This is a genomic window from Streptomyces adustus, assembly GCF_009377175.1.
Classification (GTDB): Bacteria; Actinomycetota; Actinomycetes; order Streptomycetales; family Streptomycetaceae; genus Streptomyces; species Streptomyces adustus.
Window position 1 is genome coordinate 1 of sequence record NZ_VJZD01000113.1, and the last position, 16,928, is coordinate 16,928.

A 16,928-nucleotide genomic window follows, 5' to 3' on the forward strand; every position below is an offset into this window, starting at 1 on the left:
CGCTCCCCCGGCCCCCGCCGCCGTCCCGGCCCCGGCCGCCGGGCCCGGCCCCGCCGTCGCCCCGGTTCCGGTGCCCGTCACCGGGACGTGGACGCCAGGCGGCAGCCCACCGGCGACGGGCACCGGCATACGGACGTCGGTCGTCCGCGTCTCGCCGGAGACCATGCCGTACCTGCTCGACCACTGCTTCTTCCCCCAGCGGGCCGGCTGGCCGGACGTGGCCGACCGCTGGCCGGTCGTCCCGGCGACCACGATCGTGCAGCACCTGATGGACACGGCCCGGCGGGCGGCGCCGGGCAGGGTGCCGGTCGCGGTGCACGGCGCCCGGTTCGAGGAGTGGCTCACGGCCACCCCCGCCGTCGACGTCCAGGTCACCGCGGAGCCGGTGGCACCGGACCGGCTCGCCCTGTCGTTCGGCCCCCGGGCCCGCGCCACCGTGGAACTCGCCGCGGGCTACCCGGCCCCGCCGCCCGACCGGTGGCGGACCGACCCCGCCGGCGAGCGCGCGCCAAGCCACACGGCGGCCCAACTGTACGGAGAACGCTGGATGTTCCACGGTCCGGCGTTCCAGGGGGTGACCGAACTCTCCGCGCTCGGCGAGCGGCACATCCGCGGGATCATCACCGCCCCGGCCGCACCCGGCGCCCTCCTGGACAACGTCGGCCAGCTGCTGGGCTACTGGATCATGGCGACCCGCACCGAGCGGACGGTCGTGTTCCCGGTCGGGATGCGGGAGATGCGCTTCCACGGTCCGCATCCGGCCCCGGGGACGCGGGTGGCCTGTCTGGTGCGGATCACCTCGCTCACCGACACCGTACTGGAGGCCGACGTACAGCTGTCGGTGGCCGGTGTGGTGTGGGCGGAGCTGCGCGGCTGGCAGGACCGCCGGTTCGACAACGATCCGCACACCCGGCCGGTGGAGCGCTTCCCGGAGCGCAACACCCTGTCCGAGGCCCGCCCGGGGGGCTGGTCGCTGGTGCACGAGCGGTGGCCGGACCTGGCCTCGCGCGAACTGATCATGCGCAACTCGCTGGGTGGGGCCGAGCGTTCGGAGTACGCGAAGCACGCGCCGCGCGGCCGCAGACAGTGGCTGCTGGGCCGGATCGCGGTCAAGGACGCCGTACGGCAGTGGCTGTGGGACCACGGCGAGGGGCCGGTGTTCCCGGCTGAGCTGCGGGTGCACAACGACGACGTGGGCCGCCCGTACGTCACCGGAGTGCACGGCCGCGAACTGCCCCCGCTGGACGTCTCGCTGGCCCATCGCGCCGAGGCGGGCGTGGCGATCGTACGGCCGCACACGCCCGCGCCCGGGCCGGGCATCGACATCGAGGAGGTCACCGACCGCGACCCGCAGGCGGTGGCGAGCGTGCTCGGCGCGGACGAACTGCGGCTGCTGCACGGGCTGTGCGCGGCCACCGGCGACTCCGAGGCGCTGTGGTTCACCCGGTTCTGGGCCGCGAAGGAGGCCGTCGCCAAGGCGGAGGGCACCGGATTCGGCGGCCGGCCACGGGACTTCGTCGTGCTGGAGGCGACCTTGGCCGGGGACGAGCTGACCGTCTCGGGGCGCCTGGAGCGCGCGTACGCGGTGCGGTGCGCGCCGGCCGCGAACCCGCCCGGACTGACCGACCGGGCCTACGCCGTGGCCTGGACCACGGGACCGCTCGGTCCGACCGGAATCCCCCACGAGGAGGAGTAAGCCCGATGAACGCCACCCCCCACCCCGCCGACGCGGACCTGGTCCTCGCCGACATCGCCGGTCTGCTCGCCCGGCTCGTCGAGGACGAGTACGGCCTGGACGACGTCGAGATCGGCATGACGACCACCTTCAACCGCGATCTGGAACTGGAGAGCATCGACCTGGTGACGCTGTCGGGACTGCTGGAGGAGCGGTACGGCGGACAGGTGAACTTCGCCGAGTTCCTGGCGGGGATGGAGTTCGACGAGATCGTCGAACTCACCGTCGGGCGGCTCGTGGAGTACGTGGTGAGCAGCCTGAAGACGGCGGGGGCGAGCTGACGCATGGCGATGGTCGACATCGGCGAACTCCGCTTGCACGTCCAGCGCATCGGCCCCCGGGACGGCCGTCCGGTCACCGGCACCGTGGTGCTCGTCCACGGTCTGCTCACCGACAGCCTGGCCAGCTACTACTTCACCGTGGCCCCCGCGTTCGCGGCAGCCGGCCTCGACGTCGTCATGTACGACCTGCGCGGCCACGGCCGCAGCGAACGGCCGCCCGACGGCTACACCCTGGACGACGGCATCGACGACCTCCGGGCGCTGCTGGACCGGCTGGCGGTGACCGGACCGGTGCACCTGGTCGGCAACTCCTACGGTGGCACGATCGCCTTCGGCTACGCGGCCCGGTACCCCGGGCAGGTGGCCAGCGTGTCCCTGATCGAGTCCGAACCGGCCACCGCCGCCTGGGCGTCGAAGCTCGGCGGCATCCTCGACCGGGTGATGACCCAGCTGGCGTACAACGAGCCCGACGCGCTGGCCTGGATCACCGCCAATCGGGGCCACAACACGGCGCGGCTGGCCCGGGGCGCGGCCCGGCTCGCCCGGGACACCACCCTCGGCAAGGACATCCCGGCCAGCCGGGTCCTGACGGATGAGCGGATCGGCGCGGTGCGCTGTCCGGTGCTCGGCGTGTACGGCGGTGACTCCGACCTCGCCGAACTGGCTCCCCGGCTGCGGTCGTTGTTGCCGGACTGCCGGACGGTGGTGATACCGGGGCACGAGCACTCGGTGCTGGTGGAGGCGGCGGGGACCGTGGGCGGCCACGTCCTGGCGCTGATCCGGGGGGCCTTGGCGGCCGGGCGGCCGGGGGCCGGTGCGCGGTGAGCGGATTCCTGTTCGTGGTACCGCCGTTGGTCGGGCACATCAACCCGGCCGTCGGGGTCGCCGACCGGCTGCTCGCTCGCGGTCACCGGGTGGCGTGGGCCTGCGCCGACCCAGCCCTGGTGGGACGCCTCGCGGGCGACCGGGCCCCGGTGTTCCCGTGCGCCGGGCCGGTGCCGGGGGTGGGCGAGGCACGGCGGCCGCCGGACCTGCGGGGCCCGGAGGCGCTGAGGTTCCTGTGGGAGTGGTACCTGCTGCCGCTGGGCGAGGCGATGGCGCCGGGGGTCCGGGCGGCGATCGGGACGTTCCGTCCGGACGTGGTCGTCGCCGACCAGCAGGCGTTCGCGGGTGCGCTGGTCGCCGAGCGGGTGGGGCTGCCGTGGGCCACCTCGGCGACCACCTCGGCCGAGTTCGCCGACCCTCTGGCCGGGCTGCCGAAGGTCGGCCGGTGGATCGTGGAGCGCCTGGCGGACCTGCGCGCGTCCGTCGGGGACCCGGCGGGCGACGCCGATCCTCGGTTCTCGCCCCATCTGGTGCTGGCCTTCAGCACGGCCGAGTTCGCCGGTCCGCACGCGGCGGCGCGGAGCGGCCCGGTTCACTGGGTGGGCCCGTCGGTCACGGCCCGGGCGGAGCGGTCCGGCTTCCCCTGGGAGTGGCTCGACCCCGGCCGGGCCGCGGTGCTGGTGACCCTGGGCACCGCGAACACGGACGTCGGCGGGCGCTTCCTCGACGTCTGCCGGGAGGCTCTGCGCGAACGGGCCGACCGGATACAGGCGGTCGTCGTCGACCCGGCGGGCACCCTGGGCGCGGACGACTCCGGGGCCGGGCACGGCCAGGACAAGGATCTGCTGGTACTGCCCTCCGTGCCCCAACTCGCCCTGCTGGAGAAGGTGGACGCCGTGGTCTGCCACGCCGGTCACAACACCGTGTGCGAGGCGCTGTGGCACGGGGTCCCGCTCGTCGTGGCCCCCATCCGCGACGACCAGCCGGTGGTGGCCGGGCAGGTGGTGGACGCGGGCGCGGGAGTCCGGGTCAGGTTCGGACGGGTGACCGCCGCCCGGCTGGGCGCCGCGCTCGACTCCGTACTGCACGAACCCGGGCACCGTGCCGCCGCCGAGCGGATCGGTACGGCCTTCCGCGCCGCCGGGGGCGCCCCCGCGGCCGCGGACCGTCTCGAACAACTCGCCAGGGAGTCTCAATGACGAAGTCAAGCCGCCTGCGTGACCGGCGGGGCGGAGGTGAAGACCCGTTTGTCACGCAGCAGTGCCCACAGCACGCTCGCCCGTCGGCGGGCCAGAGCGATGACGGCCTGGACGTGCTTGCAGCCCTCGCTGCGCTTCTTGAGGTAGAAGTCCCGGTTCGGCCCCTCGCGCATCATGCTGGTCTGCGCGGACAGGTAGAACACACGGCGCAGGCGGCGGCTGTACCGCTTGGGCCGGTGCAGGTTGCCGGTCCGCCGTCCGGAGTCGCGCGGGACGGGTACCAGCCCGGCTGCCGAGGCCAGGTGGCCGCCGTCCGCGTAGGCGGACATGTCGCCGGCGGCGACCACGAACTCGGCGCCGAGTATCGGGCCCATGCCGGGCAGGGACTCGATGATCTCCGCCTGCGGATGGGTGCGGAAGGTGTCGCTGATCTGTTTGTCGATCCGCTTGAGCCGGTCGTCCAGGGCGAGGATCTGCGTGGCCAGATCGGCCACGATCTGTGCGGCAACGTCCTCGCCGGGCAGTGCGGTCTGTTGTGCATCCGCCGCCTCCAGCGCGGTGGCCGCGACCGTGTCGGCTCCGCGGACGCTGCGGTTGGCCAGCCAAGCAGCCAGCTTCGCCCGGCCGCGGCGGCGGATGGCGGCCGGGGTCTGGTAGCCGGTCAGCAGGACGAGAGCGCCCTTGTGGCTGCCGTAGTCGAAGGCCCGTTCCAGGGCGGGGAAGACGCCGGTCAGCATGTCGCGGAGCCGGTTGATCATCCGTACCCGGTCGGCTACCAGGTCCGAACGGTGGGCCGTCAGCAACGCGAGGTCGGCGGCCAGCTGGGCCGGCACGTCGATGGCGGCGAAGTCGTTGCGGTGCCGGGCTGTCTCAGCGATGACGTAGGCGTCACGAGCGTCGGTCTTGGCCTCGCCCCGGTAGGCGCCGGACATGCGGTTGACGGTGCGGCCGGGCACGTAGACGGCCTGCTGGCCGTGGGCCGCCAACAGGGCCAGCAACAGCGCGGAGGCGGTGCCGGAGATGTCCACTGCCCAGTGGACCTCGTCGGCCAGTTCCAGGATCTCCCCGAACCCGGTCAGAATCGCCGACTCGTCGTTCTCGACCTTCTTCGACCACAACGTGGCGCCGGTCTCGTCGACCACCGCCGCCCAGTGATGCCCCTTGCCCGCGTCGATGCCACACCAGACCCGAGCCTGACGCTTACTCACTCGCCCCTCCTCGTTCCGCGCACGCTTCCGTCGGCCCGAGGAACACCCCGCTGTCATCTCCGTAATCAGCGACCGCACAAGGCGCGCACATCTCAATCAGCAGCCAGGGTGCCCAGGAGGACCGGGCGGCCACTCCTTGGAAGCCACTGAAGGCAAGAACCGATAAGCCACACCCGGCCCTCCCAGGCCACCCAACAACTTACGGAGAGCCGATGAGTGAGCACACCGGGCAACCGGCCGGACAACGGGCCGGGCAGCCGGACGGACCGGCCGCCGAGGAGCCGGGACGGGCCGAGCGGGTGGCCGCGCTGCGCCCCGGCTACCTGGCCGATCTGGCCGGGGGCCCGGACCGTTTCTTCGAGCCGCCGCGCACCGCCTGCCCCTGGTGCGGCTCCGGCCGGCTGACCACCCGGCTGCGCACCACCGACCTGCTCCAGCACAAGCCGGGCCGGTTCGTCCTCGACCGGTGCGAGGACTGCGGGCACGTCTTCCAGAACCCCAGGTTGAGCGAGGCGGGCCTGGAGTTCTACTACCGCGACTTCTACGACGGCCTCGGCGAGAAGAAGCTCGGCGACACCTTCGGCGGCCGCTCCGGGATGTACCGGGACCGGGCCAAGTCGATGCTGCCGTACGACCCCGCCCCGAAGGCCTGGCTCGACGTCGGCACCGGGCACGGGCACTTCTGCGCGACCGCCCGCGAGGTGCTGCCCGGCACGGAGTTCGACGGACTGGACTTCACCGACGGTGTCGAACTCGCCGCCGCCGAGGGCCGCGTGGCGCACGGCTACCGCGGCGCCTTCCCGGACCTGGCACCGCAGCTCGACGGCCGGTACGACGTGGTGAGCATGTTCCACTACCTGGAGCACAGCACCGACCCCGAGCGTGAACTGCGGGCCGCGTGGCGGGCGGTGCGGCCCGGCGGGCATCTGCTGATCGAGGTCCCGGACCCCGAGAGCCGCTACGCCCGGCTGCTGGGACGCTGGTGGCTGCCCTGGCTCCAGCCGCAGCACCTGCACTTCGTGCCGGTCGCCAATCTGCGCCGTCGGCTGACGGACCTGGGCTTCACGGTGGTGGCGGAGCAGCACGCCGAGCCGCACGACCCGGTGGACCTGCTGGCCGCCGTATGGCTGGCGCTGGACCACGCCGCGCCGCGCGAGGACGCGCCCTGGCTGCCGCGGCCGCCGGGCGCGCTGGGCCGGGCCGGGCGGGTGGCGCTGCTGGTCGCGGGGATCCCGGCGCTCGTCCTGGGCACGCTGCTGGACCGGTTCGCGGTCCGCCCGCTGTCCCACCGCCTGGGTCTGTCCAACGCCTACCGCCTGGTGGCCCGCCGGGATTGACCGAAGTGGCGCCCCGCGGGCCGGAATCCGCCCGTCCCCACCCCCGAAATGGGGGACGGGCGGCACGGGGGCCGGACCCGGACGGTCCGGCCCCGCCTACGACGTGCTCAGCCGAGCTTCGGCGTCATGTCCAGTTCGGCGTAGACCTTGTCGTGGGTGTCGCGCACGACGACACGCGAGACGTCGAAGGTGTTCCAGTCGCCGATCGCCGACAGGTCGATGGTGGCGTACCAGACGCCCCAGCCCGGCTTGCCCGGCAGTTCCAGGAGCTTGCCGTGCGCGACCCCGGCGGTGGTGTGCACCGTGACGCGCGAGGCGGTGCCCTTGCCGCCGTAGTACAGACCGGAGAAGAGGTAGTGGGTGCCGGCCCCCTCGGTCTGCATCGACACACCGGGCTGACCGAGGTCGATGTTCCCGTCGACCACGCTGCGGAACTGCGGGTCCGGGTCGTCGGCCGTGGTCCAGTGCTTGCCCTCCGCCGTCAGCCAGAACTCGGCGGTGCCGGGCACGACGACATGCTCTCCCGGGGCGACGATCCGAGGCGTGGCGGCGGCCTTCCACGCCACCGGCTCCGCCGTGACGGACGCCGTGCGGTCCTGCGACACGGCGTGCGCCATCGTGGGCCCGCCGATCAGCGCGGCGGCGACCACGGCGGCGGCCACGTACTTCTGGATCCCGGTCATGGAATGAACAACTCCTCGCGATGTAACCGATGTTCGGACGATGGGAGGGCGCCTCTCCACCCGTCCAGACCACCGATGTCCGCCGATCGGTTGCCCGTGCCCCGACCTGAACTCCGCCGCCGGATCCGGCTATTCGGCGGTTGCGGGCAGGGCGACGCCCAACTGCCCGGCGCGCTCGATGAGGTCGCGCCAGACCTTCGGCGCGACCGGCACCCCCCGCGCGGCCCGGTCCGCCGCCACCGCGGCGCTGCGCTCGCCGGGGTAGTACACGCCGTCCGCGCCGTCCGCCGTAGGCAGGCCCTTGAGGGTGCTCAGGGTGTCGTCGACCGCCGCCGTGAAGCCGTCCGTGCCGCCGAAGGCCGCCGGGTCGAGCGCGATGAGCAGCGCGTTCTGGCGGTGCCTGCGACCGGCCGGGTCGTCCGAGTGGAAGGCGGCGAAGATCGGCGCGCCGACCAGCACGCTGGTGAGCAGTTCGAAGGCGAGGGACATGCCCGAGCCCTTCGCGCCGCCCAGCGGCAGCGGCATGACGGCCTGCTCGGGGTCGGTGGTGGGGGTGCCGTCCGCGGTGGCGGCGGCGCCCTCGGGCAGCGGGGTGCCGTTCGCCTTCGCCTGGCGGATCCTTCCGAGCGCGATGGTCGCGGTGGCCATGTCGAGGAGCAGCGGGGCGTGGTCCTCGGCGGGTACGGCGACGGCGAGCGGGCTGGTGGCCACGGCGGCGCCCTTGACGCCGGTGTAGCCCATGTTCGGCATGCCGGCGACGAAGCCGATCCCGACCAGACCCTGCTCGGCGATCTTCGAGACGTAGTAGCCGATCGCCCCGGTGTGCACGGTGCCGCGTACGCCGACGGCGGCCACACCGTTGGTCCTGGCCCGGTCGACCGCCTCCGCCGCGGCCGCGGTGAGGGCCACCGGGCCGGGGGCGCGGTCGGCGTCCAGGACGGCGGCGGCCGGGGTGGAGGCCTCGATCCTGATCCGCGCGTCGGCGTTGGCCACGCCCTTGGCCAGCAGGTCGAGGTAGGCGGGGACGCGGGCGATGCCGTGGGACTCGACTCCGCGCAGCGCCGCCCAGACCGCCACGTCGGCGGTGGTACGGGCGTGTTCGGGGCCCAGGCCGCCCTTTTCGAGGAGGGCGGCGGAGAAGGCGCGCAGGTCGTCGGCGGGGACGCGTACCTTCGCCTGCGCGGGGGTGGGGGTGTCGGACATGGTGGCGGGTGCCTCCTGGTTCAGCGGGTGACGAGGACGTCGACGACGGCGGTGGTTCCCTCCGCCACCGCCTTGAGCGCGCGCTCCAGGGCGGGCGCGAGCGCGTCGGGGGTGTCGACGGTCTCGGTGTGCATCCCGAACGGCTCGGCGAACCGCGCGAGCCGGGGCAGCCGGTGCAGATCGGTGCCCAGCCATTCGCCGGTCTCGGCGGCCGCGCCCTCGGGGTAGAAGCGGCGGTGGTTGAGATTCATCGACTTGTAGACACGATTGTTGAAGATCACGATCAGTACCGGCAGGTCGTGGGCGCGGGCGGCGTCGTACGACGGGATCACCGGGTTGTAGGCGAACGCGCCGTCGCCGACGGTCAGCACCACCGGCCTCTCCCGCACGGCGAGTTTGACGCCGAGGGCGACCGCGATGCCCTGGCCGAGTCCGCCCTGCACGTAGAAGTACGAGTCCGGGTCCTCGGTCCGCAGATGGCGTCTGACGACGCGGCTGTGGGTGATGGTCTCGTCGACGACGACCGCGTCCTGTGCGTCGAGCAGTCGGCGCAGGGTGGCGGCGACGAGCACCGGGTCGATGCCCTGGTCCTGCTCGGCCCTGGCCTCGGCGGCGGCGATCGCGGCCTGTTCGTCTGCGTGCCGGCGTTCCTGTTCGGCGCGCCGCGCGGTGACGGCGGCCACGTCGAGGTCCTTGGCCCGCTTGGCCAGTTGGCGCAGGGTGTTGGCGACGTCGCCTTCGAGGTAGCGGTCGGCGAACAGCACCTGGTAGGCGATGTGCGGGCGCTGTGGGACCTCGTCGATGACGACGACCTGCGCCGTGGCGGGGCGCCGGGACGGCGGGTAGAACGGGGCCCGGCAGTTGACCAGGAGGATCAGGTCCGCCGTGTCCATCCAGGGGCCGATGTCGCTGCCCGCGTGCAGCGGGTGGGTGCGCGGGAAGTTGGCGCAGACCGCCGAGTCGGGTTCGACGACCGGGATGTCCCAGGCCTCCGCGAAGGCCACCAGGGCCTCGAAGCCGCCCGCCTCGCGGCCGGCCGTCTCGGTGACGATCACCGGGTTGGCCGCCTCGCGGATCATCCGGGCGACCGCGTCGGCCTCCTCGGGCGAGCTGTGGGTGGAGCCCGGCGTGACGACGGGCTTGGCCTCGCGGCCGTCCCACTCCTGGAGGAGGATCTCCAGCGGGATGTTGAGGTAGGCCGGGCCCGCGGGTGCGCGCCAGGCGAGCTCCGCCGCCCTGCTGATCATGGTGGGCAGGGTGTGGACGCTGGCGGCCTCGTTGGACCACTTGGTGAACGGCCGGGCGACGCCGTGCGGGCCGCCGACGATCGACAGGTTGCGGTACCACTGGCCGCCCGGGTCGTGGCCCGGGGCGTCGCCGTAGGTGGTGGACTCGGAGGAGGCGACCACCATCGGCACCCCGGCCAGCAGCGCGCCGTGCACGGCCATCGAGCCCTGGAGCAGGCCGGGGGCCGCGTGCAGCAGCACCCCCTGCGGGCGGCGCTCGACCAGCCCGTAGCCGGTGGCCATGCCGACCGCGACGGTCTCGTGCGTGAGGTCGAGGTACTGCGGTGCGGGCTGCGCGTCACGGTGACGCCGGGCCAGGGCCTCCCACACCGGGGCCCACTCGGACCCCGATGAGCAGAAGAGGTAGTCGGCGCCGACGGCGTTGAAGGCGGAGACGACGGCGTCACCGCCGTCGACGCCCGGCATGTTGTTGCTGTCCGTCATCTCTGGTGTGTCCTCAGCCCTCGATCGGCCAGTTCAGGACCTCGGAGATACCGCGGCCCATGATCCATTCAAGCTCCTCGGGAGTGAAGTCCCAGTGCTTGGTGAACTGTTCGATCGTGTCGGTGTAGGTGATGCCGTGACCGAGCAGGCGGGTGATGTCGGTGCCGTAGAAGCAGCGCTGCGGGCCCATCTTGTCGACCATCTCGCGCACGTACTTCTGGATGTTGTGGTTCGGGAACGGCTGCGTGGAGTAGCCGGGCAGCGCCGAGACCTTGACGTAGATGTTGGGGTGGGCGGCGAGGTCGGCGGTCTCCTGGACCCAGTAGCCGATCGCGTCGTCGACACAGCGGGCCATGATGCCCATGTGGTCGATGATGATCTTCAGCTCGGGGTGCCGGGCGGCGATCTCGCCGAGCTCGCGCTTCCAGATCGGGGCGTGGACCATGGTGGGGATGCCGAGCTCCGCGGCGACCGGCCAGTACCAGTCGTTGGTGCCGTCGATCATCCAGTTGCGGTCCTGAGGCCGGTGGAAGGTCAGGCGGGTGCCCTTGACGTGCGGGTTCTGCGCGAAGTCCGCCAGCATGGCCTTGCCCTCTTCGGGCTTGTTCTGCGGGATGCGGGCCATGATGCCGAACCGGTCGGGGTGCGCCTCGCAGGCCTCCAGGGCGTAGTCGATGCGGTCGCCCTCCCAGGACGGCGGCAGGATCAGCGCCCGGTTGACGCCGGCCTCGTCCATCAGCTCCAGGGCCTCCTCGTAGGAGAAGGGGTCCTCGCGGTGGCCGTTCAGGCGGATCCGCTCGCGGGCGCCGGGGACCCAGGGACGGTCCGGGGTCTCTTCCTTCCAGATGTGGATCTGGGTGTCGACAACGAACATGCCGCTACTTCTTTCTCTTCGCAGAGCGGGGGGTGGGCGTTGCTGAGGGAACGCTAGGCGGGCCGTGAGGCCTTGCGGAGCCCCTGGGAGCGCAAGCTGTTGTTGCGCGAAATCACGCTGTACGCAGGGCATTCGTTGCATGCGTGGGCGTACGCGAAAGCGCCGGGTCGTACGTCACCGCTTGCCGTGCCGGGCGTCGCCCGGCACGGCAAGGGGTGTCAGGCGTCGCCGAGGGCCGCGTCGGCGATGTGCTCGGCGATGGCCATGGAGGCGGTCGCGGCCGGCGAGGGGGCGTTGCGCACGGCGGTGATCCGCCCCACCCGGTGGATGCGGAAGTCGTCCACGAGGGTGCCGTCGCGGTCCAGGGCCTGGGCGCGGACGCCCGCGCCGCCGCTGACCACGTCCCGGACGCCGACACCGGGGACGTAGTGCCCCGCGTCCTTCATGAAGGCCGCCGCGGAGAACGACCCGCGGTACTCCTTGATGCCGGTACGCCAGTGCCGGGCCGCCATGCGCCAGGTGCCGGGGTAGGCGGCGAGGCCGAGCAGGTCCCGGGGGGAGATCCGGGTGCGCCGGTAGCCCTCCCGGGCCAGCGCCAGGACCGCGTTGGGCCCCACCTCGACCGTGCCGTCGACCCGAGGGGTGAAGTGCACGCCGAGGAAGGGGTAACGCGGGTCGGGCACCGGGTAGATCAGGCCCCGCACCAGGTTCGTGCGGTCCGGCCTGAGCAGCATGTACTCGCCCCGGAAGGGGACGATCCGCGGCTCCTGCCGGTCCTGGGCGAGCCCGGCGACCGTGTCGGACTGGAGTCCCGCGCACAGGATCAACCGGTCGACGCGCACCCTGTCCGCCGCGGAGGTCACGTCGATGCCGCCCGGTGCCTCGGTGATGCCGGTGACCTGGAAGCCGAGCCGTACCTCGCCGCCGCAGTCGGTGACGTCCCGCGCGAACTCCCTCGTGATCGCCGGGTAGTCGGTGATGGCGGTGCGCGGCGAGTGCAGGGCGGCGATGCCCCCGGCGTGCGGCTCCAGTTCCTTGATCTCGTCCCGGGAGATCCTGCGCAGGTCCGGCACGTGGTTGTTCCTGGCCCGCTCGTAGAGGCTGTCCATGCGGCCGAGTTCGTCCTCGCGGACCGCCACCACCAGTTTGCCGATCTCCTGGTACGGCAGCGTGCGGTCCTGGCAGTACTCGCGTAGCAGGGACACCCCGCGCACGCACAGCGCGGCCTTGAGGCTGCCCGGCGTGTAGTAGAGGCCGGCGTGCACCACGCCGGAGTTGTGCCCGGTCTGGTGGAGCGAGACCTCCTGTTCCTTCTCGAACACCACGACGCGGGTGCCGGGACGGCGCAGGGCGATCTCGCGGGCCGTGGCCAGGCCCACGATGCCGGCCCCGACGACGCCGATCGTCTCGTCGGCCATAGGCGTCCTCCTCTCTTCTCCGCTTGCTCGCTGGCTCTTTGCTGTCCTGCGGTCCTGCTTCAGGCGCCGAAGTGGACGGCGACCGTCTTGACCCGGGTGGAGAAGCGCAGGACTTCCTCCCCCTGCTCCTTGTAGGCCGTTCCGGAGTCGCGGAAACCGCCGAAGGGCAGGTGCACGTCCCAGCCGGTGGTCGTGGTGTTGACCGCGATCTGGCCGCACTCGGCCTCGTCGGCGAAACGGTACGCGGCGGCCAGGTCGCGGGTGAAGACCGCGGCGGCGAGCCCGAAGCCGGAGTCGTTGACCGCCTCGACGGCCTGCTCGAAGCCGTCGACAACACGCACCGCGAGGACCGGTCCGAAGACCTCCTCGCGCCAGATCGCCGTGTCGGGGGAGACGTCGGCGAGCACGGTCGGCCGGACGTAGCAGCCGTGCGCCCGCTCGCCCTCGGTGTCGGCGCCGCCGCCGGTGAGGACGACTGCCCCCTGCCCGACGGCCCGGTCCAGGTCGGCGAGGACGCTGTCGCGCTGCCGGGGGCTGGACAGCGGGCACAGGGTGGTGGCCGGGTCCGTGCCCGGTCCGACGGTGAGCGTCTCGACCTCGGCTACCAGAAGACGGGTGAACTCCTCGTACACCGGCCGCTCCACGATCACCCGGCTGGTGGCGGTGCAGCGCTGGCCGGCCTGGCCGAAGGAGGCCGCGACGACCGCCCTCGCGGCGGCCGGCAGGTCGGCGTCCGCCAGTACGACGGAGGCGTTCTTGCCGCCGAGTTCGCCCTGGAAGCGGACGTTGCGGTCGGCGAGGCGGCGACGGATGCGGTCGCCGACGGCGTTGGAGCCGGTGAAGGTGACCCCGGCGATCCGCGGATCGTCCAGGAGCGCGTCCTCGATCAGCGCGGTGCGGCCCGTGACGACGTTGAGCACCCCGGCGGGCAGGCCCGCGTCGTGCAGGGCGCGGGCGAAGTGCAGCCCGGACAGCGGGGTTTCGCCGGCGGGCTTGAAGACGGCCGCGTTGCCGGCCGCGAGCAGGGGGGCGAGCTTGCGGGCCGGGGTGATCAGCGGGTCGTTCCACGGGCTGATCACCAGGATCACGCCGATGGGCTCGCGCTGGGTGTGGGTGCGGGTGTCCGGGCGGGCGTCGTGCAGCAGGGTGCCGTAGCCCTGGCGGGCCAGGCCCGCGTAGTAGTCGAGGAAGTCGGCGGCCTTCCCGGCCTCGCCCCGGGCCTCGGCCAGGGTCTTGCCGTTCTCGGCGGTGACGTCGGCGGCGATCTCCGCCAGCCGCTCGCGGATCAGCCGGGCCGCCCCGGTGAGGATCCGGGCCCGCTCGAAGGGGCTGGTGCGCTTCCAGTCGTCGAACGCGCGCTCGGCGTGGTCGTAGGCGCGGGTGACTTCCTCGGGGCCGAGGGCGGGGACACGGGCGAAGGGGGTGCGGACGTCGGCGGGGTCGTGGACGTCGATCCATGCGCCGGTCGCCACCCACTCTCCGCCCGAGAGCGCTTCCACAGTACGCAACGAGATCACTTCCTTGGTCGGCCGCGGTGCGGGCGGTGCGGGCTGGACACGTGGTCCGGACCGGGCGGTCCGGCCGGGCGGCCGTGGGGGCCGGATGCGACAACACACCATGTCGGGGCGGGTCCACCAGCTCCGCGACGGCAGGCAATGCTTGCGCCGCGCGCGGGTCGGCGCCGGCGGGATCCGTGCTGGAATCGCCGGGCCGGACGGCCCGAGCGGGGCCGCCGAAGAGCCGAGGACCACCGAGGAGAGACAGACATGGCCTACGCAGTCGTCGCCCACTACCGCTGCGCGCCCGCCGACGAGGCCACGGTGCGCGCCGCGCTGCTGAAGGCGCGGGAGTCCACCCGTGCCGAGCCGGCGAACCTGCTGTACGAGGTGCACGCCGTGGCCGACGAGCCCGGCGGCTTCCTGCTCTACGAGCGGTACACGGACGTGGCCGGCTTCGAGGCGCACAAGGCGTCCGGGCACTTCGAGGAGCTGATCGTGGAGACGGTGTGGCCGCTGCTGAGCGACCGCGCGGTCACCTTCGCCGAGGTCCTCTGAGCCCGGCGGGCAAGCCGGAAGGAGGGAGCCCGGCGGGCTCCCTCCTTCCGGCTCACTGCCGCCCCGGGTCAGAACTCGTTGCCCCACACATAGCGGGCGAGGGTCTCCACCAGGACGAGCTTGCGGCGCTGGTCCTCCGCGCCGAGCAGCGGCCGCGCCGCCACGTCGGCGAAGCCCCGGGACGGGCAGACGGCCGCGTCCTCCAGGTCCTTGAACTCCCCCACGGCGTCGATCCGTTCCATCATGGAGTCGATGTCCTCCAGGTCCGGCACGGTCGCGTCCACCACGCCGAGGCAGACGTCCCGGTCCTCGGGCAGCGCCCTGAGCAGGTCGAGTTCGGCCGCGGTGCCCCGGTCAAGGGGCAGCACCCAGCGGTCCACCGGGACCTCGGAGTACAGCCGTTCGGCGCGGGCCCGGTCCACCGCGGCCGGTGCAGCCCGGCCGGGTGCGAGGGCGATGCGTACGCCCTCCGGGCGCCGGTCCAGCCGTACCGCGGCGGCCTCGACGGCGAGCGCGTCCTCGAAGGACAGCGCGCCGGGGACGTCCGGGTCGGTGGCCAACTCGGCAAGGAGCAAAGGGTTGTCGAGTTGGATGACGCGTACGCCCTGGGCGACCAGCAGCTGGATCTCGGCGTGGACGATCTCCGCGAGGGCCTCGCCGAGCTCGCGGGCCGAGGCCACCCCGAGGCCGGGCTCGAACGTGGTGGCGGCCAGATAGGCCGGTGACGGCAGGGTCGCCTTCGCGGCGATCACCGTCAGTTCGGTGAGCCGGGCGGCCCACTCCCCCAGCAGCGGCCCGTTGGCCTTGGGCAGGGCCTCGGCGACCCAGCGGACCAGACCGTCGGCGTCCTGCTCACCGGTCCGGCGGAAGCCGGAGACCCCGTCGAGGACCGCGCCGCGGAAGTCCTCGCGGGGGAAGTGGCCGTCGGTGACGACGGTGGAGCGCAGCCTGCGCTGGAACACCACCGCCTCCTGGACCGCCTTGAGTTCGGCCGCCGCCAGGGCGTCCGCGTCCCCGGCGGCGCGGGCGGCGACGAGCTCCGCGGGGCGCACCAGGCTGCCGTGGTGGTCGATGCGGTAGTTGAACGTGTCCGCCATGGGTCAGTCCTTTCCGGGCCCGGCCGGCTTGCCCGCGACGCCCCAGGCGGCGAACTCCAGCTCGTAGCCGAGGGATGCGAGGACGTCGTCGGCGAGCTGCTGGTCCTCGTCCGCGGTGCCGCCCGCGATGCCGAGGCCGCCGATGATCTCGCCGTCCTTCTTGATGGTGACGCTGCCCTCGGCGGCCATGATCGGCAGGGCCGCGCCAGGCAGTTGGGACAGCTGGGAGAAGAAGACCGGCTGGCTCTCCTGCCACTTCTTCAGCATCGGGCCGGGGCGCTGCATCACGGCCGCGGTGTACGCCTTGGCGCGGGCGATGTCCGGGGTCAGGGGGCGGGCCCCGTCGGGCCGGCGGATCGCCACGACGAAGCCGCCGGCGTCGACCACGGCCACGCTGACCGCCTTGCCGAGGGCCTGGGCGCGCTGGTGGACGGCGGCGATGATCTCCTCGGCCGCTTCGAGGGTCACGTTGCTCATACGGTGTCCTTCGGGACGGTCAGGGTGCGGCGCAGTCGGGCGATCGCCGCGTTGTAGGCCCGGGGGGTCTCCCAGTACATGGAGTGCGGGGCGCCGGGGACGATCTCCAGGTGCGAGCCGGGCAGCAGTTCGTGGGCGCGGGTGACGGTCTTGACGCCGAGCACGGCGTCCCGCTCGCCGGCCAGGAAGGCGACCCGCACCCCGCTGTCGCGGAGGTCGTCCAGGGACGGTCCGTCGGTGTCGAGGTTGCGCAGGTCCTGCATCCTGGCCACGTTGAAGGTGCCCATCTGCTGGAAGAGGAAGGTGAGGTCGGCGCGCTCGCGCTGGAACGGCGCGGTGAGCAGGCGGTCGATGACGGGCAGCTTGACCGCCTCGGCACGGTCGGCGGCGGCCAGCTCCCTCAGCTCGGGGTGGCTGATGCCGCCCAGGGAGTGGCCGAGGACGACGGAGGCGACGCGTTCGGGGCGCAGCAGGGCGGCCCGCAGCGCGGCGACGGAGCCGATGGACTGGCCGACCAGCATGACGTCGGTCAGGTTCTCGGTGTCGAGGACGGCGACCACGTCGCCGGGGAAGTCCTGGCCGTCGAACTCGGGCATGGAGGAGTCGGACTTGCCGAAGCCGCGCAGGTCCACGGTGACGACCGTGAACTCCTCGCGCAGCGCGGCGACCTGCTGCCACCAGGCGGCGTGGTGGCCGCCGCTGCCGTGCACGAACAGGATCGCCGGACCGCTGCCGTGACGCTCGTAGTAGATGGAGGTGCCGTCGGAGTCGGCGAAGGGCATGGGGAGGAACTCCTGCTCGGTGGCG

16 protein-coding genes are annotated in these 16,928 nt (G+C 73.0%); 6 read left to right on the plus strand and 10 right to left on the minus strand.

The features are described from left to right. The 4 genes from FNH09_RS25315 to FNH09_RS25330 all read left to right on the plus strand — a co-directional run. Positions 1 to 1,696, plus strand: a 1,696-nt coding sequence (locus tag FNH09_RS25315; RefSeq protein ID WP_152891869.1) for a 4'-phosphopantetheinyl transferase superfamily protein, incomplete at its 5' end; no start/stop codon positions are given. A gap of 5 nt (positions 1,697 to 1,701) precedes the next feature. After that, positions 1,702 to 2,016 carry an acyl carrier protein gene (locus tag FNH09_RS25320; protein ID WP_152891871.1) on the plus strand — a complete coding sequence of 105 codons (315 nt, stop codon included), beginning with the start codon at positions 1,702 to 1,704 and terminating at the stop codon, positions 2,014 to 2,016. 3 nt (positions 2,017 to 2,019) lie between these two features. Continuing rightward, positions 2,020 to 2,841 carry an alpha/beta fold hydrolase gene (locus FNH09_RS25325; protein ID WP_152891873.1) on the plus strand — a complete coding sequence of 274 codons (822 nt, stop codon included), beginning with the start codon at positions 2,020 to 2,022 and terminating at the stop codon, positions 2,839 to 2,841. After that, positions 2,838 to 4,040 (plus strand): nucleotide disphospho-sugar-binding domain-containing protein, encoded by a 1,203-nt coding sequence (locus FNH09_RS25330; protein WP_162469072.1) that lies wholly within the window; start codon positions 2,838 to 2,840, stop codon positions 4,038 to 4,040. The genes FNH09_RS25325 and FNH09_RS25330 overlap by 4 nt, the downstream gene beginning before the upstream one ends. 5 nt (positions 4,041 to 4,045) lie before the next feature. Here the strand turns inward: FNH09_RS25330 and FNH09_RS25335 are convergent, their stop codons facing one another. Then, positions 4,046 to 5,248, minus strand: coding sequence for an IS110 family RNA-guided transposase (locus FNH09_RS25335; RefSeq protein WP_162469073.1), 1,203 nt, complete (start codon positions 5,246 to 5,248; stop codon positions 4,046 to 4,048). A gap of 212 nt (positions 5,249 to 5,460) precedes the next feature. On the opposite strand from FNH09_RS25335, the gene FNH09_RS25340 reads away from it, so the two are divergent. Next, complete coding sequence (locus FNH09_RS25340) at positions 5,461 to 6,585, plus strand: class I SAM-dependent methyltransferase (protein WP_152891877.1); 1,125 nt, start codon at positions 5,461 to 5,463, stop codon at positions 6,583 to 6,585. A 107-nt stretch (positions 6,586 to 6,692) separates the two neighbouring features. On the opposite strand, the gene FNH09_RS25345 is transcribed toward FNH09_RS25340, so the two are convergent. The 6 genes from FNH09_RS25345 to FNH09_RS25370 form a co-directional block, all read right to left on the minus strand. Next, positions 6,693 to 7,268, minus strand: a complete 576-nt coding sequence (locus FNH09_RS25345) for a hypothetical protein (protein WP_152891879.1) — start codon at positions 7,266 to 7,268, stop codon at positions 6,693 to 6,695. A gap of 129 nt (positions 7,269 to 7,397) precedes the next feature. Then, positions 7,398 to 8,471, minus strand: coding sequence for an Ldh family oxidoreductase (locus tag FNH09_RS25350; protein WP_152891881.1), 1,074 nt, complete (start codon positions 8,469 to 8,471; stop codon positions 7,398 to 7,400). Between the two features lie 20 nt (positions 8,472 to 8,491). Further along, positions 8,492 to 10,201, minus strand: a complete 1,710-nt coding sequence (locus FNH09_RS25355; RefSeq protein WP_152891883.1) for a thiamine pyrophosphate-dependent enzyme — start codon at positions 10,199 to 10,201, stop codon at positions 8,492 to 8,494. Between the two features lie 13 nt (positions 10,202 to 10,214). Next, a complete protein-coding gene (locus FNH09_RS25360) occupies positions 10,215 to 11,075 on the minus strand; it encodes an amidohydrolase family protein (protein WP_152891885.1) in 861 nt (286 codons plus the stop codon). A 218-nt stretch (positions 11,076 to 11,293) separates the two neighbouring features. Then, the gene (gene lhgO / locus FNH09_RS25365; RefSeq protein ID WP_152891888.1) at positions 11,294 to 12,493 is read right to left on the minus strand and encodes an L-2-hydroxyglutarate oxidase; all 1,200 of its coding nucleotides are present in this window, start codon (positions 12,491 to 12,493) and stop codon (positions 11,294 to 11,296) included. A 59-nt stretch (positions 12,494 to 12,552) separates the two neighbouring features. After that, positions 12,553 to 14,010: an aldehyde dehydrogenase family protein gene (locus tag FNH09_RS25370; protein ID WP_162469074.1), complete on the minus strand. Its 1,458-nt coding sequence runs from the start codon at positions 14,008 to 14,010 to the stop codon at positions 12,553 to 12,555. Between the two features lie 249 nt (positions 14,011 to 14,259). On the opposite strand from FNH09_RS25370, the gene FNH09_RS25375 reads away from it, so the two are divergent. Further along, positions 14,260 to 14,547, plus strand: a complete 288-nt coding sequence (locus FNH09_RS25375) for a putative quinol monooxygenase (RefSeq protein ID WP_152891891.1) — start codon at positions 14,260 to 14,262, stop codon at positions 14,545 to 14,547. Between the two features lie 68 nt (positions 14,548 to 14,615). On the opposite strand, the gene FNH09_RS25380 is transcribed toward FNH09_RS25375, so the two are convergent. The 3 genes from FNH09_RS25380 to FNH09_RS25390 are packed head-to-tail and all read right to left on the minus strand — an operon-like array spanning position 14,616 to position 16,903. Continuing rightward, positions 14,616 to 15,644 carry a uroporphyrinogen decarboxylase/cobalamine-independent methonine synthase family protein gene (locus FNH09_RS25380; RefSeq protein WP_152891893.1) on the minus strand — a complete coding sequence of 343 codons (1,029 nt, stop codon included), beginning with the start codon at positions 15,642 to 15,644 and terminating at the stop codon, positions 14,616 to 14,618. 3 nt (positions 15,645 to 15,647) lie between these two features. Further along, positions 15,648 to 16,121 (minus strand): GlcG/HbpS family heme-binding protein, encoded by a 474-nt coding sequence (locus FNH09_RS25385; protein WP_152891895.1) that lies wholly within the window; start codon positions 16,119 to 16,121, stop codon positions 15,648 to 15,650. Further along, positions 16,118 to 16,903 (minus strand): alpha/beta fold hydrolase, encoded by a 786-nt coding sequence (locus FNH09_RS25390; protein WP_152891897.1) that lies wholly within the window; start codon positions 16,901 to 16,903, stop codon positions 16,118 to 16,120. Before FNH09_RS25390 ends, FNH09_RS25385 begins: the two co-directional genes overlap by 4 nt. Positions 16,904 to 16,928: the final 25 nt, after the last annotated feature.